This window comes from Aciditerrimonas ferrireducens (assembly GCF_023130475.1).
GTDB classification, from domain to species: domain Bacteria; phylum Actinomycetota; class Acidimicrobiia; order Acidimicrobiales; family UBA8190; genus Aciditerrimonas; species Aciditerrimonas ferrireducens.
Genome location: NZ_JAKHEX010000007.1, coordinates 42,457 through 66,379 on the forward strand (window position 1 = coordinate 42,457; position 23,923 = coordinate 66,379).

The following is a 23,923-nucleotide window of genomic DNA, read 5'->3' on the forward strand; positions in this document are numbered from 1 at the left end:
GCCCAGCACCAGCAGCACTAGGGCTGCCACGCCGGCACCCCACCCCATGGCAGCTTGCCGAACCCATCGGGACCGGCGCTGTCCAGCTCGCCCTGCAAGCCGCCGAGCAGGGTCGTCGACCGCCCCCCGTCGACCGGCACGCTCTGGACGCTCGTCGGGGTGGCGTAGACCACCGTCGTCCCGCCTACCCCGAAGCGGGGCGCCGTCGCCCCGGCCCGGGCACCTCGCACCGGTCGACCCAGACCCCCCGAAGCCGGGACGATCCACAAGCGTCGTTCCTGGTCCCACCCGTCCAGGCCGCTCCCCGTCCCGTCCCCCAGTACCGGCGCTCGGACGACCACCAGGGAGCGCCCGTCCGGCGACCAGGCCGGGTCCAGGGTCACCCAGCCCCGAGGGTTCGGCAGCGCCCGGCACCGGCCCGTGGCCGGGCGACAGACCTCCACCTGGCTGCCCGACCACGGGAAGGCGCCGTGCTGGGCCACCAAGGCCAGCCGCCCGCCGCCGGGGGACCAGACCAGCCAGGGCAGGTAGACGAACGTGGTCGCCACGGGGCGAACCGGGCCCCCGGCCACCGGCACGGCAACCAGCTCCAGGCCTGTGGCCTCGGCCGCTGCCGAGCGTCCGGGATCCAGCCAGGCCAGGAGACCCGCGCCGTTCGGCCAGAAGCCGGCCAGCTGGATGCCCGTACCCGCTGGCGGCTCGTAGGCCAGGACCGTTCGCCGGCCGTCCACCAGGTCCGCCAGCACCACCCGATCCGGGGCCGAGCCCACCCCTGGCACGCTGTAGGCCAGCCGATGCCCGTCGTCGGACCAGACGAAGGAAGAGGCCACCGGGGCGACGACCTCCGGCGTGCTCGATCTCGACCCGCCGGGCGCGGCACTCACCACCACCAGCCCCCCGGCGTCCGGCCCGGCCGCCGGGATGGCGGCGACCAGATCGGCCGCTGGTGACCAGGTGAAGGCCGTCACCGGCCAGGGAAGGGCTACTCGCCCTGGACCTCCGCCGGCCGGCACCACGTGCAGGTGCTGACCAGCACCCAGGAAGGCCAGCCACGCCCCGTCGGCCGACCACTGGGGCGCGGAACCTGGGGCGCGGTCGGCCACCGGTCGAGGTTTCGCCACCCCGGGGGAGAGCACCAGGAGCCGGTCACCCCGGAACACCGCCAGCGGACCCGGGAGGGCGTTCAGCGCAGCCTGCTCGGGACCGGGCCGGACCGTCCGGTAGGGGGCGCCGCTCCCTGCCAGGGCCAGCCCCATGACCACGCCCCCGCCGAGCAGCAGCACCGCGCAGGCCACCCAGAGCCCGACGAGCAGCCCGCGGGCGGAACGAGACCAGCCCGGCAGCACCCGCCCGAGGCCGCGCCGAGTGGGCCGCGGCAGCTGGTACCAGCGCGGACGGCGATCGACCGCCGCTTCGATCTCGGGGCCTGGCCCCTCGATCAGTTCGTCGGCCAGCCGTCGCAGGTTCCGCCGCAGTCGCTGCTCGAAGAGCTCGTCCCCGCTCACAGCTCCAGCAGACCGCGCAACCGTGCCAGCGCCTGGCCGAGACGGGCCTCCACCACCGCCTGTCGCCACCCCAGGGCGTCCGCGACGGCACCGACCGGCAGGTCGCAGAAATAGCGCAGCACCAGAGGCGTCCGCAGCCGCTCCGGGAGCAGCCCCAGGACGGCTGCCAGCTCCTGGAGCTCGGGCGCTGAGGCCAACGACAGGCCTCCCCACGGTTGCCCCGGCCCGCCCCGACGCCGCCGTGCCACCAACCGACTGGCCCGCACCACCCAGTGGAGCTGCTCCCGAGGATCACCGGGACCTCCCCGGACGACGGCCTCCTCGGCCAGGCGGCCGGCCACCGCGGGGTCCCCGGTCAACAGGGCCGCCGTCCGCACCAGCTCGACCGGTGCCGACGCAGGCGCAGGCAGCCGGGCGAGGTGGCTCGCCCCGCCCCGTCCCCCGGTCGTCCCCCACTCGCCCACCCGGTCTCCTCCCCGCTCGCTCGCCGCCCCTTCCAGCCTGGCACAGCACCGCCCGCCCACGCGTCGACGGCGCCGACGCGACTGGAGGGGCCTTGCGGGCCCCTCCAGCGCACCATGGAATCCTCGGCCTGCGGTCGGACCGGAGAGCCAACCGCCGAAAGGGTGGGAAGACGTCGTCCGCGACGGGCCGAACCCCGGGGTCCGGCAGCCGCCCGCCCCGGCTGCACCACCGCACCAGGCACCAGATGCGTCCGGCCTCGGACTCGCAGCGACCGTCCTCGACGTGGCGGGGACCGGTCGGTCCCGCAGGCCCCGGTCAGTTCCGGGCTCCCGCCCTTCCCCGAGGCGGCGACCGTTCGAACACGCTGCTTCCCACGACTCGGACACCTCCTTTCCCTAGGGTCCTTGCCGGAGGCGCTGTTCGCTTCCACCTTCATTGGTACGCCTCTTCGCCGGTGAACGCAACGGGTTTTTCGTGGCGACTCCGTGACGATCGCGTGAACGGGCCATGCCCTGGCCAGCGCCGGCGACTCGCCTGGTGGTAGTCTTGATGCACGAATCAGTCGGTGTTACCTCCCGGGTTGCCAGCCTCGCGGGCGCGGGCCGTGCTCGGCGCCGTGGCCGCTGTCCAGAGCGCCGCCTCCGTCCGGGAGGTCCAGCTCGCCTGGCTCCGATCCGTCCCTGAGGTCGTCTCTGCCGCTGGCTACGGCTTCTACCTCCTCGAACCGTCCAGCCTCCGACCGCTGGACGTCGCCGCCAACGTGCCCGACCGCTTCCTCCAGCGCTACGAGGACGAGGGGCGTCAGGACGACCCGGTCCTCCAGGAGGCCGTGGCCCGAGGGGGCCCGATCGACTCCAGCCGCCTCGGGCCGCCCTGTCGCTGGCAGCACTCGGCCGTCTGCGCCGTCCTCGAGGAGGCCGGCTACCACCACTCGCTCGAGGCCCCCATCATCGTCGACGGGGTGGTCGAGGGGACCTTGAACATGGCCCGCCGCAAGGAGGATCCTCCCTTCTCCCTCGAGGACCTCGAGGCGCTCGGCCTCGTCGCCGAGCAGGTCGCCGCCGCGGTGACGAGGGCGCGCCGTTACGACCAGGTCAGCGAGCGGACCGTCCTCCTCGCCGACGCCCTGGACGCTGCCGCTCAACCCGTCGTCGTCACCACCGTCGACGGCGAGCTCATCTTCCAGAACCGCATGGCCCTCCGGGCGGTCCCCGGTTCCCACCAGACGTACCTCGAGCGTGCCCATCCTGTGCTCCACGAGGCGCTCGAGCAGCTCCGCCAGGGCCACCAGCGGGTGGTCACCGCCCAGGAGGCGAACACGACTACCCCGGTCGCTGGCAGCCGGGACGAGCGACCCGTGGCAGACCTCGGGGGCGCGGTGGCCGTCAAGGCCGTTCGGCTCCGCTCCCGCCAGGACGCCGTGGTGTCCTTCGTCTCGTTCCGTCCGGCGGGTGCTCCGGGACTCCCCGACGCCGCCCTGCCCCTTTCGCCTCGCGAACGGGAGATCGCCGACCTCGTCAGCCAGGGCCTCACCACCCGTCAGATCGCCGAGCTCTCCTTCGTCAGCGAGAACACCGTCAAGCAGCACCTCAAGCGCATCTTCGCCAAGCTCCAGGTCAGCTCGCGGGCCGAACTCGTCCAAGCCGTCTGGCGGGCGGCCGCCGACCACCGGGACCGGCCCGCGGACCTCGACGCGGCCACCTGAGCGTCCACCGAACCGACCGGCAGCCTGGCTGGACCGTCGCCACACCGGCCGCGGCGCCCCGTCCTTCCTCGTGGGGGTCCTTCAGGCGGGGCACCGGCCCTCGAAGAAGGCCCCGAAGTCCTTCGGGACCTCCGGGATGAGTCCGGCCGCCACCAGTCCTTCGGCCGCACGCCGCATCTGGGCGTCGGTCAGCTTCATCGCCGGCGCTCGCACTGGGCCGCCGTTGTACCCCTGGAGCCAGGCCTGGAACTTCCAGAGGTAGCGGTGGTTGAAGTTCGCCCCCGCCGCCTGCGCTCGGAGCTGCTCCCGGGCGAGCCGGGCCGGCTGGATCGCCCAGTAACGGGCCAGCGCTTCCTCCCGTCGCCCGGCCCGTGCCAGCTCGAGGTACTCCGGCACGGTGGTCCCGTAGTACTCGTAGTTGCTCGTCCCCACCCAGGGGGTGCCGTAGAGCTCCTCCCACAAGAGCACGTTCGGCTCGTAGGGATCGCAGACCAGCAGTCCCCGGCCGGCCAAGGCCTCGAACGCCTGCCGACTGCCCACCACCCCCGGCTGTCCCACCTCGTACTTCGCCGCCACCACGTTCGGGACATCGGCCAGCTCGGTCCAGACCTCGATGGGGAACCCGCTGGGGTGCAGCCGGGCGAAGTTGTAGTGCGGGGCGCAGAACAGGATCACCGCCAGCTCGGTTCCCTCGCACAACGCCCGGGTGTAGGCCAGCAGCTCGGCAGTCGAACGGGGGTAGAAGCTGTTCGGGTAGGCCACCAGCAAGCCGTCCACCCCGATCGCCCGGGCGTCCCGGGCCACCGCCAGCGTCGTCTGCAAGGAGTCGAACGAGCCGTGCAGCACCGTGTAGTGCCGTCCTCGGCCCTCGTCGACGGCGATCTCCATGAACCGCCGCATCTCCGCCGGCGTCGTGCCGGCCTCCGAGACCAGCAGGGCTCCCCAGAACCCCAGCTCCATGTTCCGCCGGACGTCGTGACGAATGCCGGCCTCATTGAGTCCCCGGGCCCCCTCGGTGAACGAGGGGATGATCACGTTGCAGACTCCCCGCCACTCCTCCTGCGCCCAGGCCTTCATGTCGCTCGGCGCGACCTTCGCCCCCGCTGCCATCGCTCTCCGTTCCTCCTCTCGTCCTGCCGTCCAAAGCAGCTCAGGCGTAGGGCTTCACTGCTGGGAACGCTCCGATCTCCTGCCCCAGGCCACCGGCCACCGCCAGGTGGTAGGCGCCGACGGCCACGGCGATGTCCTGCAGGGCGTTGCCCGAGGACTTGAACAGGGTCACCTGCCGCTCATCGGTCCGGCCGACCTGGCCTGCCTCGAGTTGCCAGAGCTCGGGCACTTCGGCGAGCCGGATCGCCCCGCTGGCCTCGGCGGAGCGCCCGTCACCGGACTGGCCGACGGTCCCCCGGTCGTCCACGACCACCAGGTCCGCCCGTCGCCAGCACTCGTCCTCGACCTCCCGGGCTTCGGCTCGCACCGAGCTCAGCCCGGTCACGTGGACGCCGGGCCGGAGCCAGGCGGCCCGGTAGACGGGCTCCCGGGGCGCCCGCATGGCCAGGACCGTCACCGGGCACGCCTCGGCAACCGCTTCCGCCGATCCGACGGCCTCGGCCCGCACACCCAGCTCTTGCCCGATCCAGGCTGCGAACGCTTCGCGGCTCTCCGCCCGAGGGCTGTGGACCACCACGTCCTCCAGTGGCCGGAGGTGCAGGTAGGCCTCCAGGAACGCTCGGGCCTGGACCCCCGCACCGATCACCCCTACCCGCCGTTCCTCCGCCGGGGCCAGCAGGTGGGTCCCGAGTGCCGACGTGGCCGCGGTCCGCCGCGTGGTGATCCAGTTCGCGTCCATGAGGGCCAGCAGCTCCCCCGTGGCGATCCGGTACAGACCCACCAGGTACCGCATGCCGATCCCCGCTGCCCGGTTCATGGCCTTGAAGCCCATGTAGCCCGAGCCGTTCAGGAACGCCTGGCTGATGCGGAGCCAGTTCTGCCCGTCTGCTGCGTCCGTCGTCTGCCGCGGCGGCATCTGCACCAGCCCTTGGGCCTGTTCCGCCAGCGCCTGGCGGAGCTCCTCGATGGACCGCCCCACGTCCAGCAGGGCGGTCATCTGCTTCTCGTCCAGGATCAGCGTCATCCTCGCCTCTCTCGCACCGGTTCAGGCGGGGAAGCGCCCGGTAGCGAACCCGCTGTCGTCGCTCGGCACCTCGAACCCCGATGCCTCCACGCCGGCTCGCAGCATCCGCATCTGCCCTGGGTGCAGGCGCATCTGCGGCATCCGCAGCAACCCGCCGTTGTAGCCCTGCAGCCAGCCCAGGTACTTCCAGCCGACCCGGTGGATCAAGTTCGACCCGGCCCAGGTCTGGCTCCACGCCCCCTTCGCCTCTCGTGCCGGCTGGTAGCTCCAGTAAAGCTCCATGCCCTCGTCCCACTTGCCCTCGTGCAGCAGCGAGAACCAGCGCGGCACCCGGTCGCCGAACGCCTCGTAGCCGCTCGTGCCCATCCACGGCATGCCGAACCACTCGATCAGGGCCGGCGCCGTGTGCTCCATCGGGCACTGCACCACGATCCGGTCCCCGCACCGGCGCAGGACGTCGGCTAGGCCAGCCACGATCCCCGGCGGGTTCGCCTCGTACTTCACCGCGGCTGCGGTGTCGATGTCGGCCATCTCGACGATGGCCTCGTGGGGGAAGCTCTGCGGGGACATCGACCGATAGCCCCAGGTGGTCACGGCAAAAACGATCAGCGCCAGGTCCGTCCGTTCGGCCACGTCGCGGGTCCAGGCCACCACGTCACTGGGGGCCTTCGGCACGAAGGACGGCGGGTACGCCAGCAGACCGGCCTCCACCCCGATGGCCTCCGAGGCCTTGGCCACCTGGACCGTCTCCTCGAAGGTGGAGAAGCTCAGGTGCGCCACGATCCGGAAGCCCTCCGGCGCGGCGTCAGCTGCCACCTCCAGGAAGTGGAGGTACTCCTCGAGGGTCGTCCCGCACTCCGAGGCCACCAGCGTGCCCCAGAAGCCCATCTGGGCTGCCAGGCGCACGTCGTGACGGATTGCCTCGTCGTTCAGACCCCTGAAGTCGCTCGTGAAGCTCGGTAGGGTCACGTTGCACATGCCGCGCCAGGTGCGTGCCCGCTCCTTGGCCTCGCTCCTCGTGTAGGGAAGTGCCACTTCCATCTCCTCCTCGAATGGTTCGTCGCTTCCGTTCTCGGTCCCACCACCGCCAGCCGTCACGCCGCTCCCTCGGCGGCTCCCGACTTCGCCTCGAGCCGGGTCCGCGCCTCTTCGAGGCTCAGTCCCCCGAGCCGGGCATGGAGCCGCCCTCGGTTGGCCACGGCGGCGATGACCACCAGCTCGTCGGCAAGGGGCGCGTCGGGGACTCGGACCTCCACGGCGTCGTAGTGGCTCCGGACCCAGAGCTCGTCCTTGTAGGCCAGCGGGACGTCGATGGCGCAGCCGGGCCCGCCGACCTTCGTGGTCGAGGTGATCCAGGCCAGACCGCCTCCCACGGCCTTGCGGAACGCGTCGCCGAACGCCGAGGTGAGACACGCGTTGGCATGCTCCTGCTCGCCAGCGGTCCCGCAGATCGCGGCCTTGCCGTAGCTCTGGACCTCGTCGCCCAGGGCCTCACGGGCCAGCGTCCCGAGCTCCTCGCCGAGGGCCGCCGAGGGCTCGACCAGTGGCGAGAGGTCCTCCACGAATCCCTGCCCGGCCAGCGGATTGCTCACGACCGCCAGCGCCGCCACCTTCCGGAGCGGTCGCAGGCCGGGCCGGCCCGCCGCCAGCCTCACCTCCTCCACCACCAGCTGCACCTTTCGAATCGTCAGCACGTCTCGTTGCTCCTCCTTCCGCTCCTCAACCCACCCGTTCCTCGCCGACCCGGGGCGTCCTGTTCGCTTCGATCCGCTCGCCGCGCCCCCCGTCCGAGGGCACCACCGTGCCGGTCACCAGCGGGGACAAGGCCCGACTCACCAGGTACAGGTAGGTCCCTGCGTGGTCCGCCGGACTGGCAGCCACGCCGAGCAAGGTCTGGGCGGCGATCCGCTCGTCCCGTTCCGGACCGTCGGCGACCCGACCGTCTTGCCCCAGGCTCCGCAGCCCGACCAGCCGGGTCCGGGCCGTCCCCCCGGGGGCGACGCCGTTCACCCGGACCTCCGGGGCGAGCTCCCGGGCCAGGTGGGCCACGAGGCCACGCACCGCCCACTTGCTCGACCCGTAGAGCACGCCGCCACCCTCCGGCCACCTGGCCGAGCTGGAGACCGTCAGCACCAAAGACCCCCGGCTGGCCCGCAGGGCCTCGGCCGCGACCCGGGCCACGACCAAGCCGCTCAGGACGTTCACCCGGTAGATCTCCTCGAAGGCCTCGACCAGGTCGCTCGGCGAGAGCGAGCAGATCGGCTGGTAGAAGTCGAACCGTCCGGCACAGCAGACCACGCTGTCGAGCCGGCCCGCCGCCGCCTCCGCTCGTTCCACCGCCTCGGCCACCACGCTCGGGGCGCAGGCGTCGCCCACCACCCGGTCCGCCAAAGGAAGGTCGCCGAGGCGCTCCCCGTCCAGGTCCAGGCCGACGACCAAGGCACCCTCGGAGGCCAGTCGCTCGGCGACCGCCCGCCCGATGCCCGAACCGGCACCGACGACCAGCACGCCCTGCTCCGCCAGGAGTCCCGGTTCAGGCAACCCAGCCTCCCTCCTCGTCGTCCTCAGGCAACCGGCCACCTGTCGGGTCGGTCGGCCCGAAGGGCTCCTCGAGGAGATCGGAGAACAGCGCCGGCGTCTGCCACGTCAGGGCCTCGAGCTCCAAGGCGTCGAGCAGGATCCGCCGGCCCAGCCGGGGCGCGAAGACCTCGAGCCGGACACCGTTGCGGGTGGGGACCCGCCGGACGAGCACCTCGGCGAACTCGTTGGCCACGATCACCGGCGTGGTCGGGGCCGCCGACCACGCCACCGGCTCCGCTTGCCGTCTCCCCTCCGGGGTCATAGCAGCACCGAAAGGCTGTTCCCGGTCAGGTTGGCCTGGTCCACCACCAGGATCCGCCGACGGATCCGGAAATCGTCGCCTTCCTCGACCAGCTCGTCCATCCGATCCGCCGAGTAGAGGTCGGCCCGGGGATCCTCCCCCCGGTTGCGGTAGACGAGAAGGTTGCACCGGGCCTGGATGACCCCATCGGCCCGCCAGGTCCGCACGTTGGTCACGAAGTGCCGCGTGCGCGACGGTGGCTGCTCGGCCCACGCGAAGTCCGAGCAGAGGCGCTGCACCCGCACCCCCAGGGTCTGCTTGGAGTCCCAGAAGATCCTCCCGGTCGGGGACAGCTCCGAGTCGACCTGCCGCTCCCGGGTGATTCGCAGGGGCGCTTCGTAGCTGGCGTCCTCGCAGAACAGCGCCAGCCACTCCTCGAATCGCCGCTCGTCGAGCAACTGAGCCTCCCGGAAGAGGAACTGCTCGACACGCCGCGCCAGCTCGACCGGCAACCGCTCCTGATCGAGTGCCTCGCTCGCACCGTTGCTCGTCATGGCCGCTCCAGGTACTCGAGCCAGGTCTGCCACATGTTCCGGAAGTTCGTCTCCGTCATGTACGGGGTGACGGCCACTCCCGGACCAGGGAAGTCCGCGATCGGTTCACGGTCCAACCCCATCAGGTACGGGAAGGACAGCTCCTGGGCGGCAGGGTTGCCGGCCATCGCCGTCACCCGACTCCAGTTGTCGAAGTCGTCCTGCTCGAACATCCCGCCGTGCCCGAACGCCAGGGTGTAGGCCCGGTAGGCCTCCGCCTTGTAGGCCTCCGGGGCATCTTTCGGCACGAGACACCACGAGAGCATCTGCATCCGCCCGACCCCGATGGGCTGCCACAGGCGCATGGTGCAGAACCGCACCCCGGGCTCTCCAGGGGTCGCGCTGAAGGGCTGGATCAGCAGCGAGAGGTTGGGGAAGACGGTGCTGACCGCCGTCCTGGTCTCCTTGAACAACTCCAGCTGCGCGGGGCTGAGCGCCTCGGCCATTCCCTGCACGACCTCGTCCGGGTAGCCGAAGAACGGGGTCATGCCCGGGGTCCGGCCCAAGCCGATGCCGTGGCCTCGGTGGGGGAAGTGGACGGCGTAGCCCTGCGAGTGGGTGGACGCCGAGGACGCGTAGTAGCCGAGTTGGAAGCCGAACTGGTGGGCGACCGGGGTGTGGTAGCCGTCACCGGCGAAGTTCTCCGCACAGATCTTCCAATCCGTCTCCGTCACCCACTGGTTCGGGGGCGCGTAGACCTCCGTTCCCCCTGGTCCCGGCCGCAGATAGATGTCGAGGTAGAACTGGAAGCCTCCGAGGTACTCCTCCAAATCCGGAGCGCCGGGGTCGAGGCACCCGAAGACCAGCCCCTGGTAGCTGTCGGTTCGGACCTCCAGGAGGTTCCAGTCGGATCGTCGCAGTCGACCGTCGTAGACCGTTCGGATGTGGGGCACCCCGATCAGCCGACCGTCGTTGGCGTAGGTCCAGCCGTGGTAGGAGCACCGGAAGTGCGAGGCGTTGCCCATGGCCGCCTTGCACACCTGGTTCCCGCGGTGTCGGCACATGTTCAACAGGCACCGGACCGTCCCCTGCTCATCGCGCACCACGATGACCGAGTTCCCGGCAAGGTTGCGCAGCACGTAGTCGCCCGGTTCGGGGATCTCACTGTCATGGGCCAGGAACAACCATGCCCGTCGGAACAGGCGCTCCTGCTCTGCCGCGAACACCGCCGGGGAGTTGAAGATCTCGACCGGCAGCCGGCCCTCGGCCAGCTCCTTGCGGACCCGATCCAGCACCTCTTCGACGCTGGTCAGCTCGGCTCCTCTCATCGCCCCTCCTCCTCCGACTCGCCCCCTGGCTTTCTGGCCGCCACGACGGCCGTGCCGGTCAGCCACGCTGGCACCGGCCGGTAGGCCAGGACCTCCCATCGCCAGCCGGCCAGGGCCGCCCCGGCCACGACCCACGCCCGGATTTCCGCCGCGCCGTTGCCCGCCTCGGCCAGCCGCGCCTCGGAGAGCTTGGCCAGCTGCGCCACGTCTCCCTTCTCCAGCAGGCCGAGGACGAGCTCGTCGAAGGCCTGGTCGATCTCACCGGCCCGGGGGAGACCGACCCAGTGTGAGAGCCCCCCGCTGGCGACCACCGCGACCCGCGCCGCTGCCTCCTGGGCGCCAATGATCTCCCCAAGAGCACGACCCAGGGCGGCGCAGCGGGCCAGGCTGGGCATGGGAGCCTGGACGGCGTTCACCACCACCGGCACGACCGGCACGGGATCTGCCGGGTCGACCAGCAGGGACAGCGGCACCGCGAACGCCTCGTCGAACCCGTAGCCGCCGCCGACCAGCGCCGGATCGAAGCCCTGCGCCAAGAGTCCCTCGGCCAAGGCCCTACCTAAGGCCGCCTGCCCCGGATACCCCCGACGAGGCACCTGAAGGAACCGTTCGAATCCCTCGCTGGCCGGACAGGCGTACTCCTCGGCCATCCCCACGGCCACCGTCGGGAGGTTCGCCGGCGAGAAGTTCGTGAAGTGCTCCGAGGAGACCATCACCAGGGCATCCGGTCGGGCAGCTCGAATACGCCCGGCCATGTCCTCGAAGGCGCCGAGGACGGCCTGGCGGTCGGCTGCCGGAGCCCGCTCCGGGAAGCCGGTCAGACCGGGCGAGTGCGAGACACAGGCCCCGGCCACCAGGTGGCCGGTCATCGCCCGACCCCGCTGGCTCGGCCCAGTCGGGCGTAGTAGTCCTCCCGGGACATCCCCATCTCGATCATGCTGAGGTACAACAGCAGCGGGTTCACGCCAAGCTCGAGGAGACGGTCCACGGCCCCCTCGGCCAGGGCCTGGGCAGCGTTCGGGTCCACGCCTCGGGCGCAGGCCACCGCAACCGGCCGTTCCCGCAGGGATCGGGCGAGCGCAGGGTCGCGTCGGGCTTCGAACAGGAGCTGCTCCAGGGCGAAGCACCCGGACATCCAGCACGCACCTCCCCTCCCCACGACGATCCCGGTGTGACCGGCTCGCTGGCATCGAACACCGCCCTGCTCCGGGCCGCTATTCCCCAAACGGGTACATTCGCCCGGCTGGAGGCCAGCGGCCCCCGGCCATCAGGCGAGCCTGTCCCCCGAACGGGTACATTCGTTCCTCCCCTCTGGCCTCGGCGTCGCTCTTCGTTCATCCTTCGCTCAAGGACGACCTCGCGAGGTCGGGAGGAGGGGAGGAACAACCGTGCGTCTCCGGTTCACTCGGCGCCACACCAGCCGTCGCCGTTCCAAGACCGCGGGCCTCGTGCTCGCTGCCGTGGCCCTCGGGGCCGCGGCGTGCAGCTCGTCGAGCAGCTCCAGCTCGACCAAGCCAGCGGCCAGCACGGCCCACCAGGGCTACACCATCGGCTTCTCCAACCCACAGGGAACCCAGCCGGTGCTCGACACCTTCCAGCAGGCCTTGACCGAGGCGGCCAAGCGGCAGGGCATCACCGTGACCTCGCTCAATGCGGCCCTCTCCGTTTCCAATCAGGTCTCCGACATCCAGCAGTTCATCAACGAGAAGGTCAAGGCCATCGTGGTCTTCCCCCTGGCCGGCCCGCCGCTCGTGCCCGTCCTCACCGCTGCCCGCAAGGCCGGCATCGTCGTGCTGGGGTACAACGCGGTGACCTCGACGAGCCCGATCACCTCGGCGCAGCAGCTCTACCCCTACAACGCCGACATCAACCAGGGCCTCATCCACGAAGGGGCCAAGCTGGCCGCCCAGTTCGTGGCCAAGGCTCTCGGGGGCAAGGGCAACGTGCTCGGGGTCGACATCGCTGCCCCGGTGCCGTCGCTCCACGCCTTCATGCACGCCGAGGAGGCCGACGTCACCGCCGCCAGCTCCGGCATCCACTGGCTCGAGACGGTCCACGACCAGACCGACGACATCGCTGGCGCAGCAGGCCCGGTCGCTGACGCCCTCACGAAGTACCACGACAACGTCCAAGCGGTCATGGCCTACTTCGACGGTGCCGCCGAGGGCGCCGCCCAAGCCCTGAAGGCCGCCGGCGTCCACGCTGTGGTGGTCGGCCAGCAGGGCAACGCCGACGGCATCGCAGCCATCCGGTCCGGCGAGATGGACGCCACCATCAACGAGCTGCCTTACGAGCAGGCCCTCATCGCCCTCAAGATGGTCGAGGACCTCGTGGCCGGCAAGAGCGTCCCCCCCGTCGTCCACCCGCCGGTCCAGCTCGTCACCAAGGCGAACCTCTCCAGCTACGTCCCCTGGAGCACCGGCCTCAAGGAGGTGGCCGACGGCACCCTCACCCCGCCAGCTACCCTGAGCGCCAACCCGACCGTCGGCTGAGGGTGAGCCTGGTGGCACCCCGCCGCCATCCCACGGAGCACATTGCCGATCGCTCCGGGCCGAGCCTTCATCCCGTGCCGGTCCTCGAGGCTCGCCAGGTCGTCCGTCGATTCGGCAAGGTCACGGTCCTGCGGGGCGTGGACTTCGTCCTCCATGCCGGCGAGGTCCACGCCCTGGCGGGGGCCAACGGCTCGGGCAAGTCCACCCTGGTGCGCATCCTCTCCGGGGCGCTGCGGCCCTCGGAGGGCACTGTCGTCGTCGGGGGCGCCCCGGTCCGCCTCCGCTCGCCCCACGACGGCCTGCACCTCGGCATCGCCACCGTGCCCCAGGAGCTCCCTCTGGTACCCAGCCTGAGCATCGCCGAGAACCTCTTCCTCGGTGCCCTCCCCCGCCGCCGGGGTGTCGTGACCTGGCGAGAGCTGCGTCGACGGGCGCTCGACGCGCTTCGGTCCGTCGACCCCGAAGGCCGCCTCGCCCCTGACCGGCCGGTCGCCGAGCTCGACCTGGCCGATCGCCAGCTCGTCGCCATCGCCCGAGCCCTGCTCCACGGCGCCCGGGTCCTGCTCTTCGACGAACCCACCAGCGCCCTGCCCGGCCCCGCGGCCAACCGGCTCCTCGAGCTCATCCGCCTGCTCCGATCCGAAGGCCGCGCCATTGCCCTCGTCAGCCAGCGGCTCGACGACATCACCGCCGTCGCCGACCGGGTCTCGGTCCTGCGCGACGGGTGCATGGTGGCCGAGCTCCCCGGCGACCAGGCCCGGGCCGCCACCCTGGCCGAGCTCATGGTCGGCCACCCCGTCCACGCGCACCACACCCCGGTCCGTACGAGAGGAGCGGGGGAGCTCCTCTCGGTCGAGGACCTCGACCCCGCCGGTCGAGGGATCCCCATCTCCTTCGGTGTCCGTCCCGGCGAGCTCCTCGGCCTCGCCGGCCTCCCCGGCTCGGGCGTCGACGAGCTCCTCGCCTCGCTGGCCGGGCGGCGCAAGGCCGCCGCCGGCCGGATCCGGCTGGCCGGCCGGGACCTGACCGGCCTCGGCGTCGTCCGTCGAGCCCGCCTCGGCGTCGCCTACGTCTCCGGCGACCGTCGCCGAGAGGGGATCGTCCCGAACGCCACCGTGGCCGAGAACCTCACCCTGGCCCTGACCAGCCGGGCCAGCCTCCGGCCCCTCCGGCGGGCTTCCCTCGTCGAGCGGGTGGCCGGTGTCCTCCGGGATCTCGACGTCAAGCCCAACGATCCCACCGCTCTGGCCGGCACCCTCTCGGGCGGCAACCAGCAGAAGCTCGTCGTGGGTCGCTGGCTCCTCGCCGGGGCCCGGCTGTGGCTCCTCGCCGACCCCACCCGGGGCGTCGACGTCCATGCCCGGGCGGACATCCACCGCCTGCTGCGACACCAGGTCGCCGAAGGCGGTGCCGCCGTCATGACCTCCTCAGAGCTGGCCGAGCTCCTCGAGGTCTGCGACCGCATCCTGGTCGTCCACCGGGGTGCGCTCGTCGCCGAGGTCGATCCTGCGCAGACCAGCGAACACGACCTGCTGGCGCTGGTCGGGGGTGCCGAGCCTGCCAGGGAAAGGAGCCAGTGATGTCCCTCCCCGACACCGCCCGCCAGGACCTCGTCGGTCCCACGCACCCGACCCCGACCGAAACCCCCCGTTCGGGCCTCCGGCACCACCTGCGCCGCGGCCACCAGCATGTCCGCGGCTACCTCGGGGCCCTGCTCGCCCTCGCCGTGCTCGTCGTCGTCCTCGTTGCCACCGAACCCACCTTCCTCACCACCGGCAACCTCAAGAACGTCCTGGTCACCAACAGCTCGCTCTTCATCGTCTCGGTCGGCATGACCTTCGTCCTGCTCTCCGCCGGTTTCGACCTCTCGGTCGGCGCCATCATGGCCGGGGCCGAAGAGGTCCTCTATCTCCTGCTCCACGCCGGTGTCCCCGCCCCTCTCGCCATCGTCGTCGTCCTCCTCGGGGGGTTCCTCCTCGGCGCTGGCCTGAACGGTCTCCTCATCGGCGTGGCCGGCCTCAACTTCTTCGTCGTGACCCTCGGCAGCATGACCCTCCTCTACGGGGTCGTCGACGTGGTGACGAACGGTGCCAGCCAGACCATCAGCTCCTCGGTCCTGGCCCACCTGGGCAACGGCACCGTCCTCGGCGTCCCGGCCCCGGTCGTCGTCCTCGTCGTCGTCATCGTCCTCGGTGGCCTCGTCCTGCGCTGGACGCCCTACGGTCGTGCGGTCTACGCCACCGGTGGCAACCGGGAGGCGGCACGCCTCGCCGGCATCCGGGTCCCCCTGGTCGTCATGAGCGTCTACGGCATTGCCGGTCTGTGCGCCGCCCTGGCCGGGGTGGTCGAGGCCGGGCGGCTGGCGTCCGCCACCCCGACCGCCGGGTCCTCCATCGCCCTCATCAGCGGCGCCGCGGTCCTCCTCGGGGGCACCAGCCTCTTCGGCGGTGTCGGTGGCTTGACCGGCACCGTGGTCGGCGTCTTGGTCATCGCCGTCCTGGGCAACGCCGTCAACCTGCTCGGCGTCTCCAACTTCTGGCAGGACGTCGTCACCGGGGCGGTCCTCCTCGGCGCCATCCTCCTCGACCGCCTGCAGAAACGTGGCCAACCTTCCGGCCACTGAGCACGCCGGGCGACCCGAGCGCCGGGTGCGCGAGGCCCTCGCCGACGCCTTCGTGGCCGAGGGGCTCACCACCGTCTTCGGCCTCATGGGCGACGGCACCAAGCGCTGGATGCTCGACATGGCCGCTCGGGGGGCTCGCGTGGTCCAGGTCCGCCACGAAGGGGCCGGCTGCGCCATGGCGGACGGAGCTGCCCGGGCCACCGGCCAGCCGGTGCTCTGCGCCGTCACCTACGGCCCGGGGGTCAGTCAGCTCAGCACCGCGCTCCTCGTGGCCGCCAAGCACCGCACGCCCCTCGTGGTCTTCGCAGCGGACGTCCCGACCCACCAGCGAGACCGCAAGGGCCAGCTCGACGTCTCGACCCGGCAGCTGCTCGAGGCAGCCCAGACCGAGGTCCACGAAGTCCTTCCCGGCCAGGACCCCATGGGCCTCGTCCGACGGGCCGTCGGCCGGGCCCGTTGCCACGGCCGCCCGGTGGCCGTCCTCGCCGGCCCCGAGGTCCAAGAGCTCCCCGCTCCCCCGCCCACCGGACTCCGCCGGCCCCCACTCGACCCGCCGGTCGCCCTCCCCCACCCCGAAGTCGTCGCCCAGGCCGCGCAGCGCCTGACGTCCGCTTCCCGACCCGTCCTTCTGGCCGGGGCCGGCGCCGCCCGGGCCGGCGCTGGCCACGCCCTCGTGGCCCTGGCCGACCGCCTCGGCGCCCGCCTGGCCACGAGCTTCGGCGCCAAGGGCCTCTTCGACCCCCATCCGGCCAACCTCGGGCTGGCCGGCGGCTTCGCCCTGCCAGCGACCAAGGAGGCTCTCGCCCGCGCCGATCTGCTCCTCGCGGTCGGGGCCAGCCTGAACTTCCACACCACCGACCAAGGCCAGGCCTTCCCTCGCGCCCGGGTCCTCCTGGTCGATCAGCGCCCCGACGCCGCCCTGGAGGCCACCGTCCCCCTCGACGCCTTCCTCCTCGGGGACGCCCGGCTCGTCACCGAGCAGCTCCTCGCGGCGCTCCCGGATCGTCCCTCGCCCGCTGGCCCCTGGCAGAGCGGCGTCCCGGTGGTCGACGCCTCGGGCGACCTCCGCCGGGAAGCGCTCCGCCGATCTCCCCAGGCCCTCGAGCCGCACCGCTTGGACCCCCGGGTCCTCATGCTGGCCCTCGACGAAGTCCTGCCCGAGGACGCCCTCGTCGTCGTCGGCGGCGGCCACCACATGGGGTTCGCTGCCCAATACCTCACGAACCGCAGCGGGCGCCGGCAGTTCCTCATGGCCTTCGACTTCATGACCACCGGTCAGGCCGTCCCCACGGCCATCGGCGTCGCCCTCGCTCGCCCCGAGCGGCCGGTGGTGGCCATCGAGGGCGACGCCAGCTTCCTCATGCACGTCCAGGAGCTCGAGACCGCGGCCCGGATCGGGGCCCGCCTCCTCGTGGTGGTCATCGACGACCAAGCCCTCGGCGCCGAGGTGCACGCCCTCGAGGCCGAGGGCCTCGACCCGACCCTCGCGCTCGTCCCCACGCCCGACCTGGCCCGCCTGGCCGAGGCCCTCGGCGGCCGGGGCCGGCGCATCGACGACCTGACCCAGGTCGCCAGCCTCCCCGGCTGGTTCGACCCGACCCACAGCCCCCCCGTGCCCCACGTCGTCGACTGCCTGGTCTCCCGCCGGGTGGTCGGACCGGGCTGATCCCGAGAAAGGAGCGCTCGACCGTGAGCATCGCCGTCGTCCGCATCGGTTCGTCCCACATCGGGGACCTCGCCGGCACCCCCCTCGACGGGGACGCCCTCGTCCTCGAGGACGAGCGCATCGCCTGGGTCGGGACCAGCGAGGAGGTCCGGCCCGCCGACCACCGTCTCGTCGTCGACGCCGCCGGGGCCGGGGTCGTCCCGGGCTTCATCGATTCCCACGTCCACGTGACCTTCGGCGACTACACCCCCCGCCAGCAGACCGTCGGCTTCCTCGAGAGCTACCTCCACGGCGGCATGACCCGGGCCATCTCGGCCAGCGAGGTCCACGTCCCGGGCCGTCCCACCGACCCCGCCGGGGTCAAGGCCCTCGCGGTGGCGGCCGAGCGCTGCTTCCGCTCCTACCGGCCCGGGGGGGTCACCGTCCATGCCGGTTCGGTCATCTTGGAGCCAGGCCTTACCGAGGCCGACTTCGTCGAGCTCCGCCAGGCCGGCGTCTGGCTCGCCAAGGCTGGTTTCGGCGCCTTCCCCGACCCCATGGGCTACGTCCCCGTCGTCCAGGCGGCCCGCCGGGCAGGCCTGGTCGTCATGTGCCACACCGGTGGCGGGTCCATCCCGGGCAGCCAGCGGGCCATCGGCGCGGAGGCCCTCTTGGCGATGCAACCGAACATCGCCGGTCACGTCAACGGCGGGCCCACGGCCATGAGCGACGAGGACAACCAGCGGGTGGTCCTCGAAGGAGGCGACATGGCCCTCCAGCTCGTCCAAGCCGGCAACCTCCGCTCGGCCATCGACATCGCCCGCCTGGCCCTCGAGCACCACCAGGAGCACCGTCTGCTGCTCGCCAGCGACACCCCCACCGGCACCGGCATGATCCCCCTGGCGCTCCTCCGGACCATGGCCGAACTGGTCTCCCTCGGGCCCCTCAGCCCCGAGCTGGCCCTCGCCGCGGTGACCGGCTCCGTGGCCCGGGTCTACGACCTGCCCGCCGGCCGCCTGGCGCTCGGGGCTCCCGCCGACCTGCTGGTCCTCGACGCGCCGGTCGGGTCCGTGGCGAAGGACTGGAAGGGTGCCCTCCGACTCGGGGACCTCCCGGCGGTCGCCGTGGCCCTGACCGCCGGGGAGCTCCGGTTCACCCGGAGCCGCAACACGCCCCCGCCCAGCCGGCCGGTCACGGTCGTCCACCCGGCCTGACCCCCTCGGGCTGGCCCTCTCGGACAGGGCCTCGCCCGACCGGGTCAGGACAGGCTCGAGGCGGTGGGGATCTGGGGCAGGGGCAGGACGGTGGTCTGCCAGCGCGCGGCCCCGCTCGTCAGGCCCCCGTCCCCGCTGCTCGGCACCGTGGCGAGCGCCGGGTGCTTCCCCGAGCTGCCCGCCACCACCACCTCGCTCCCTCCTGCCGACCAGCCCACGCCGTCGGCCACCAGGCCGAACCCGTCCCCCTGCACCGGGGCCACCAGCTGCCACCCGGCCCCCGAGCCGGCCCGAGCGAGCACCTCGTCGGGGCCCGGCCCCGGGAAGCGGTCGGGGTCCCGGCCGGCCAGGAGCACTTCGACGCCCTGGGGTCCCGCACCACCGCCCAACAAGGTCAACCCGCCGGTGATGGTCGCCGGCTGGCCCAGCAGGTCGAGGGACCCCGCCGCCCCGAGCCCTGCGAGGCCGGCCTCCAGTACCCCGCCGGGCACCGCCGTGCTCTGCCACCCGACCGTGGCGGCCGCCGGGCTCCCGGCCACGTCGCTCGCCAGCGGCAGGACGGTCGTCGCCCCGCCGCTCGCTCCCGGCACCACCACGCTCCAGTGGCTCACCTGGCCGCTGCCCGAGACCGCCACCAGGAGGCCCCGAGGCCCGTCGCACCGGCTCCCCACCAGCACCGAGCCCGAGGGCCCCGGGCCCAGGCCCTCCAGGGTGCAGCGGCTGGCGTCCGTACCGAGCAGCTGGCTGGCCGCGGCGACCGTGGCCCAGCTGGCTCCGCCGTTCCTCGTCGTGAGCAGTTCGCGCTGGCGGCCCAGGCCCCCCAGGACGACCGCCTGGTCGGTGCTCTCCGCCAGCACCCCCTGGGGTGCGGGGGCCAGGGGCACCGACAACGCCGTCTCCGACCAGTGCCGGCCCCCGTCCGTGGTGACCGCCACGGCGCCGTCCAGCTGGTAGCGGTAGCTGCCGATCGCCACCCAAGCGGTTTGGCCACCTGGCAGGCCGCTCACCGCAACCCCGCCCCGCACCACGATGCCCGGCGGGGTCACCTGCGCCACGCTGCCCCCGGCCAACCGTTCGACCAGCCAGTCCGGCCGGGCGTTCCCGCCGGGCCCCGAGGAGACGCTGGCTGGGTCGGGCACCACCAACCAGGTGACGCCGCCGCCCGGTCCGCTCACCGCGTCCACCTCGCCCGTGCCCTCCAGCCGCGGCGCGTTCGGGGGTGCCGCGGCCCGCAGGGTCTTCTTCGAGGGGCTGCTGGCGCAGCTCGCCAGGAGCAGACCGAGGACCACCGTGAGGATCAGCAGGCCCCGCTGGCGCCTGCGACCCGCTCGCCCGACCTCAGGCATGGGGCAGGAGGCTCGCGGCCTCGTCGGCGAACATCTCGGCGTACCCCACCTCGATCCGGGGTCCCGGCACCCCCGTGGCCTCGGTCACCGCCTGCTCCCGTCCCCCCGGTCCGATCACGTAGACCAGCAGGCTGTGGGCCACCATGCCCACCTGGGCCACCTGGGTCACCGCCCCGAACTTCGCCCATACCGCTTCCAGGGTCGCCGGCGAGCCGGTCAGGAACTGCCAGTTCGGCACGCCGGTCAGGCCGTGCTCGGCGTCGAAGGCCCGGATGCTCCCCAGGCTCGTGAAGTCCGGGTTGGCGTCGATCGCCACGAACGCCACCTGGCGCTCGTGGGACCGCAGGAGGTGCGCCACCTCCGCCAGTTCCTCCGCCACCACCGGGCAGGTGGCGTAGCAGACCGGGTCCAGGAACGAGAGGAACACCACCTTGCCCCGGAAGCTCGCCGGCGTCACCATCTGGCCGTCCTGGTTCTCCAGCCGAAACCGCGGGACCGGCGGGTGCCCGGGGATGGTCGCCAGCCCGCCGCTCGCCACGTCGGCGAGGGTCACCCCGGCCGGTTCCCGCACCGCCCGGGGCAGGCTGGTCAGGACCGGCGGCAGGCACCACAGCGCCGATCCCCACAGCGCCAAGGCCAGCCAGACCCGCAGCGGGTGCCGCTGCCACCACGAGCCCGTGGCCGCGCCCGGCTCGGGGGGCTCGCCCCGGGGCCCCGGACCGCTCCCCCTGCCCCCCGAGGCACCCATGACCGGCCGGTGCGGGCCCATCCCCTCGGCACCGGCCATGGCCAGGGCGCCGCCGAGCACCGGGCTCGGCGCGCCCATCGACAGGACCGGGGCGCTCCGTCGCCCGAGGAGCCGGTGCACCGCCGGCCTGGCCTGCCGGACCCGGGCCGTCGCCGGCAGGGTGCTGCCCAGCCCCCCCATCCAGGCGGCTGCCAGCAGCAGGCCCACGGGCAGGGCGATGTTCGGGTCGGTGCCCGTCCCCCCCAGCACCCCGAAGTCCATGCCCAGCCACCAGGCCGCCGCCAGGTAGAGCGCGGCCAGGCCCACTGCTCCCCGGGGGGCCCGCCGAATGAGCAGCCAGACCCCGGCCACCGCCGGCACGGCGGTCCACAGGGCGTTCACCACCACCGGGTCCGATCGGGCCAGGTCGGCCATCGCCGTGATCGGCGCCGCCAGCACGCTCGGCTGGGGGTTCTGGGCTGCGGCCTGGAAGACCCGGGCCAGCGCCTGGCCGTGCCAGAACCCTTCGGCGGGCAACCCCTGGAGCAGCGCCGCCAGCAGGAGCAGCCCCCCGACCGCCCAGAGGAGGACCCGGGCGGCCCGCTGGTCGTCCCAGCGGCTCGCCGGCACCCAGAGCAGCAGGAGGGCCACGCCGACGTAGACCAGGACCGCTCCTGGGGTGCCCGAGAGGAAGGTCCCGCCCTTGCCGAAGAGATCCCCGGCCCCTTCCCCGAGCAGCCAGACGACCGTGCCCCACACCACTGACGCCGCCAGCGAGCACCGTCCGAGCAGGCGGTCCCCCCCGACGAGGATCCCCCAGCCGATGGCCACTTGGAGGAACACCGTCAGGGCGTCGGTGGTGACCGTGTGGAGGCTCCAGAGGTTCACCGCCACCCGCCCCAGCTCGCCGATCACCCGGGGCTGGCCCGTCATGGCCGGCTCGAGCACCATGGCCACGAACTGCCTCGGCATCGCCGGCTGGGCCTGCAGCAGCCCGTCCAGCAGCCACAGCGCCCCGAACCCCGCCTGGAGCAGCGTCCGGCTGGGGGGACCGGCCTCGAACCACGCCCACCAGCGCCGCCGCGAGCCGCCCTGCCCGGTGACCCCGCCCGCCGGTGCGCCTGAGGCCCCATCCGGGGCATCGCCCGCACCGGCCTGACGCCGGACCAGCCAACGGGCGACCCAGACCACGGCCAGCGCCGCCAGCAAGGCGACCTCCCCGACCTGGGTCAGGCGAGCGTCGAGATACTGGGCGGGCAAGTTGGCGGCCTGCCCCATGCCTCCCACGCGCTGCACCTCCTTGGGGCCCCAGGGTGCCGCCGAAGCCTGGGGGATCGGGTCTCCTCGCGCGCACTCTAGCGAGGCGTCGCTCGGGCCGACAAGGCGCCCAGCGGGGCCCGCTAGCTGGCGGGCCCAGGGCTCAGCTGCGCTGGAGCCCGAGGCCGAGGTGCAGCGCCAGGCCCAGGCCGCCGAGGGCCACGGCCAGGTCCCCTCTGGCGGTCCCCCGCACCGAAGGACCCCCGGCGGGCACCGGGGACGGCGTCGTCCCGACCACCCCGAAGACCGTCCCGGTGCTGGCGCCCTCCGCGGTCAGCGCCGACAGCGAGGGGCTCGATCCCGGCCCGAGGCGAACCGAGAGGCAGCCCTGGCCCGGCAAACCGGCCGGGGGCCGCACCCCGATGGCCGCGCCGCTGACCACCTCCCAGGCACCTCGGCCCCCCGCCGCTGCGGGGTCCCACCAGCGCAGCCCGCTCGGCCGGCCCGGGCCGCAGGCCACCAGGTCGACCGCCGACGCCTGGCTGCCCGACGCCAGGGCCACCGAGAAGAACTGACCGGTCGAGGGGAAGTCGGTGGGCCCCACGGGGTCCCGATCCGGGGCGAAGTCGGCCAGGGTCAGGGCGCCGGTCCCCTCGAGGGTCGCCGCCACCCCGCGTCGCAGGCCCTCGGCGACCACCTGCCCCTGGCCCCTCTCGGCGACCGTCGTCAGGTCAGCCGAGCGCACCGACCCGACCGGCGGCGCCGGCGGCACCGTCCCGGCGGGCAGGGGGGTCAGGGCGTTCCCGGTCCCCACCGCCCCGCAGCCGTTCACCGGGGGCAAGCCGGCCAGCCATCCCTCGATGGTCGGGAACGCGGCCAGTTCGAAGGGGACCGCCGCCTCGGTGTGGTCCAGGCCCCGCTCCTCCAGGAAGGTCACCGGCAGGCCGGCGGCGCAGTCGCGGTGGGCCAGGGCCTCGACGTCTGCGGCCACCATCACCCCGTCGCCGGTCCCGTCGCTGTTGCCGTTGGCGAGCAGGATCGGCAACCGGGGTGTCCCGTCGGTCCCCATGATCAGCTCGTTCACGATGCTGGCGAAGACCGGCACCTGGAGGAAGTCCTGGTACTGCGGCTTGAGCAGGGACTGGATGGTCAGACCCGGGTAGTTGCCGACGAAGCTGTTGATGCAGCCGTCTTGCACCTGAGCGATCACCTTGGCCCCATAGCTCGAGAGATACGGGGCGAGGGGCACGCCGAAGGCCCGGGCCACTCCGACGAGGATGGCCGGGATGACCCCCGACCAGTCCGGGCTCCCGTTGATGTAGGCCAGGTTGTGGGCGTAGTCCACCGGCACCCCGCCCATGGCCGCCCCCACCAGGTCCAGCCCCGGGGCGTAGGCAGGGGCGAGCTCGGCCGCCCAGTCGGTGGCGATCGAGCCGCCCGAGTAGCCCACCATGGCCACCGGCGTGGTCCGCTCGGGGACCCCCAGGGCGGCCTCGGCCGCCCGGATGCCGTCGAGGGTCTGGTACCCCGACTGCTGGCCCGCACCCCAGGCCAGGTCCTCCCCCTCGTAGTCCGAGACGACCAGCGTGTCCCCGGCCAGCAGGTAGGGGGTCATGAGATCCTCCTCCTCCTGGGCGTCCCCGTACCCCGGGTTGCCGCCCCGCAGGGTGTAGGAGGGATCGCACTCGGCCCCCAGGGCGTCGTAGAACATCTGCCACGAGACGATCCGCACCGGGGCGAGCCGGGCCAGGGGATCCTGGAGGACGGTGGTCACGGTGACCGCCGGGGCCCCCAGCTCGGTCGTCGTCCGGTAGAGCAGCTGCGTGGCCCGGACTTCCAGGGAGGAGGAGCCCAGCCACGGGACGTCGACCGTTCGTTGCCGCAGCACGGTCCCCGGGGGGATCAAGGCGAGGGTGTGGGCCGGGACCGGGGACCGGTAGAACGCGCTCGCCGTCGGCAGGGTCGGCTGCTCGCTGGTCGCGCCCGCCGGCACGGCGACCCCAGCCCAGGCGAGCCCCGCAAGGACCACGCCGACCACCACCCGCCGAACCTCTCCCCGTCGCATCGCGCCCCCTTCCCGCAGCTCCCAGGTGGGGAACCGAGCACGCCGCCAGACCTTGCGGTTGGT

Annotated in this window: 21 protein-coding genes; 6 read left to right on the forward strand and 15 right to left on the reverse strand. The window is 72.9% G+C overall.

What is annotated here, in order from left to right:
• Positions 1-17: 17 nt before the first annotated feature.
• A complete protein-coding gene (locus tag Acit_RS06045) occupies positions 18-1,505 on the reverse strand; it encodes a TolB-like translocation protein (protein ID WP_248106934.1) in 1,488 nt (495 codons plus the stop codon).
• A complete protein-coding gene (locus Acit_RS13570) occupies positions 1,502-1,969 on the reverse strand; it encodes a sigma factor-like helix-turn-helix DNA-binding protein (protein ID WP_248106935.1) in 468 nt (155 codons plus the stop codon). Before Acit_RS13570 ends, Acit_RS06045 begins: the two co-directional genes overlap by 4 nt.
• A 605-nt stretch (positions 1,970-2,574) precedes the next feature.
• Between Acit_RS13570 and Acit_RS06055 the strand changes: the two genes are divergently transcribed.
• Positions 2,575-3,675: a LuxR C-terminal-related transcriptional regulator gene (locus Acit_RS06055; RefSeq protein ID WP_248106936.1), complete on the forward strand. Its 1,101-nt coding sequence runs from the start codon at positions 2,575-2,577 to the stop codon at positions 3,673-3,675.
• An 81-nt stretch (positions 3,676-3,756) separates the two neighbouring features.
• Here the strand turns inward: Acit_RS06055 and Acit_RS06060 are convergent, their stop codons facing one another.
• The 10 genes from Acit_RS06060 to Acit_RS06105 are packed head-to-tail and all read right to left on the reverse strand — an operon-like array spanning position 3,757 to position 11,626.
• The gene (locus tag Acit_RS06060; RefSeq protein WP_248106937.1) at positions 3,757-4,785 is read right to left on the reverse strand and encodes a dihydrodipicolinate synthase family protein; all 1,029 of its coding nucleotides are present in this window, start codon (positions 4,783-4,785) and stop codon (positions 3,757-3,759) included.
• Positions 4,786-4,825: 40 nt separating this feature from the next.
• Positions 4,826-5,809, reverse strand: a complete 984-nt coding sequence (locus Acit_RS06065; RefSeq protein WP_248106938.1) for an ornithine cyclodeaminase family protein — start codon at positions 5,807-5,809, stop codon at positions 4,826-4,828.
• A 21-nt stretch (positions 5,810-5,830) separates the two neighbouring features.
• The gene (locus Acit_RS06070) at positions 5,831-6,844 is read right to left on the reverse strand and encodes a dihydrodipicolinate synthase family protein (protein ID WP_248106939.1); all 1,014 of its coding nucleotides are present in this window, start codon (positions 6,842-6,844) and stop codon (positions 5,831-5,833) included.
• Positions 6,845-6,903: 59 nt separating this feature from the next.
• Complete coding sequence (locus Acit_RS06075; RefSeq protein ID WP_248106940.1) at positions 6,904-7,503, reverse strand: amino acid synthesis family protein; 600 nt, start codon at positions 7,501-7,503, stop codon at positions 6,904-6,906.
• Between the two features lie 25 nt (positions 7,504-7,528).
• On the reverse strand, positions 7,529-8,350 hold the full coding sequence (locus Acit_RS06080; RefSeq protein WP_248106941.1) for an SDR family oxidoreductase: 822 nt from the start codon (positions 8,348-8,350) through the stop codon (positions 7,529-7,531).
• A complete protein-coding gene (locus Acit_RS06085; protein ID WP_248106942.1) occupies positions 8,343-8,618 on the reverse strand; it encodes a hypothetical protein in 276 nt (91 codons plus the stop codon). The genes Acit_RS06080 and Acit_RS06085 overlap by 8 nt, the downstream gene beginning before the upstream one ends.
• A gap of 29 nt (positions 8,619-8,647) precedes the next feature.
• Complete coding sequence (locus tag Acit_RS06090) at positions 8,648-9,184, reverse strand: aromatic-ring-hydroxylating dioxygenase subunit beta (RefSeq protein WP_248106943.1); 537 nt, start codon at positions 9,182-9,184, stop codon at positions 8,648-8,650.
• A complete protein-coding gene (locus tag Acit_RS06095) occupies positions 9,181-10,491 on the reverse strand; it encodes an aromatic ring-hydroxylating oxygenase subunit alpha (RefSeq protein WP_248106944.1) in 1,311 nt (436 codons plus the stop codon). The genes Acit_RS06090 and Acit_RS06095 overlap by 4 nt, the downstream gene beginning before the upstream one ends.
• The gene (locus Acit_RS06100; RefSeq protein ID WP_248106947.1) at positions 10,488-11,360 is read right to left on the reverse strand and encodes a DODA-type extradiol aromatic ring-opening family dioxygenase; all 873 of its coding nucleotides are present in this window, start codon (positions 11,358-11,360) and stop codon (positions 10,488-10,490) included. Before Acit_RS06100 ends, Acit_RS06095 begins: the two co-directional genes overlap by 4 nt.
• Positions 11,357-11,626 carry a hypothetical protein gene (locus Acit_RS06105; protein ID WP_248106950.1) on the reverse strand — a complete coding sequence of 90 codons (270 nt, stop codon included), beginning with the start codon at positions 11,624-11,626 and terminating at the stop codon, positions 11,357-11,359. Before Acit_RS06105 ends, Acit_RS06100 begins: the two co-directional genes overlap by 4 nt.
• A 253-nt stretch (positions 11,627-11,879) precedes the next feature.
• Between Acit_RS06105 and Acit_RS06110 the strand changes: the two genes are divergently transcribed.
• The 5 genes from Acit_RS06110 to Acit_RS06130 all read left to right on the forward strand — a co-directional run bounded on the left by Acit_RS06110 (position 11,880) and on the right by Acit_RS06130 (position 18,465).
• A complete protein-coding gene (locus Acit_RS06110) occupies positions 11,880-12,983 on the forward strand; it encodes a sugar ABC transporter substrate-binding protein (RefSeq protein ID WP_248106952.1) in 1,104 nt (367 codons plus the stop codon).
• 74 nt (positions 12,984-13,057) lie between these two features.
• Positions 13,058-14,563 (forward strand): sugar ABC transporter ATP-binding protein, encoded by a 1,506-nt coding sequence (locus tag Acit_RS06115; protein ID WP_248106954.1) that lies wholly within the window; start codon positions 13,058-13,060, stop codon positions 14,561-14,563.
• Positions 14,563-15,606: an ABC transporter permease gene (locus tag Acit_RS06120; protein ID WP_248106956.1), complete on the forward strand. Its 1,044-nt coding sequence runs from the start codon at positions 14,563-14,565 to the stop codon at positions 15,604-15,606. The genes Acit_RS06115 and Acit_RS06120 overlap by 1 nt, the downstream gene beginning before the upstream one ends.
• Positions 15,584-17,272: a thiamine pyrophosphate-binding protein gene (locus Acit_RS13575; protein ID WP_248106958.1), complete on the forward strand. Its 1,689-nt coding sequence runs from the start codon at positions 15,584-15,586 to the stop codon at positions 17,270-17,272. The genes Acit_RS06120 and Acit_RS13575 overlap by 23 nt, the downstream gene beginning before the upstream one ends.
• 23 nt (positions 17,273-17,295) lie before the next feature.
• The gene (locus Acit_RS06130; protein WP_248106960.1) at positions 17,296-18,465 is read left to right on the forward strand and encodes an amidohydrolase family protein; all 1,170 of its coding nucleotides are present in this window, start codon (positions 17,296-17,298) and stop codon (positions 18,463-18,465) included.
• Positions 18,466-18,509: 44 nt separating this feature from the next.
• Here Acit_RS06130 and Acit_RS06135 read toward each other — a convergent pair whose 3' ends face one another.
• The 3 genes from Acit_RS06135 to Acit_RS06145 form a co-directional block, all read right to left on the reverse strand.
• Positions 18,510-19,811, reverse strand: a complete 1,302-nt coding sequence (locus Acit_RS06135) for a beta propeller repeat protein (protein ID WP_248106962.1) — start codon at positions 19,809-19,811, stop codon at positions 18,510-18,512.
• Complete coding sequence (locus Acit_RS06140; RefSeq protein ID WP_248107030.1) at positions 19,804-21,816, reverse strand: SCO family protein; 2,013 nt, start codon at positions 21,814-21,816, stop codon at positions 19,804-19,806. The genes Acit_RS06135 and Acit_RS06140 overlap by 8 nt, the downstream gene beginning before the upstream one ends.
• Positions 21,817-21,958: 142 nt before the next feature.
• A complete protein-coding gene (locus tag Acit_RS06145; protein ID WP_248106964.1) occupies positions 21,959-23,836 on the reverse strand; it encodes a lipase family protein in 1,878 nt (625 codons plus the stop codon).
• Positions 23,837-23,923 lie beyond the last annotated feature (87 nt).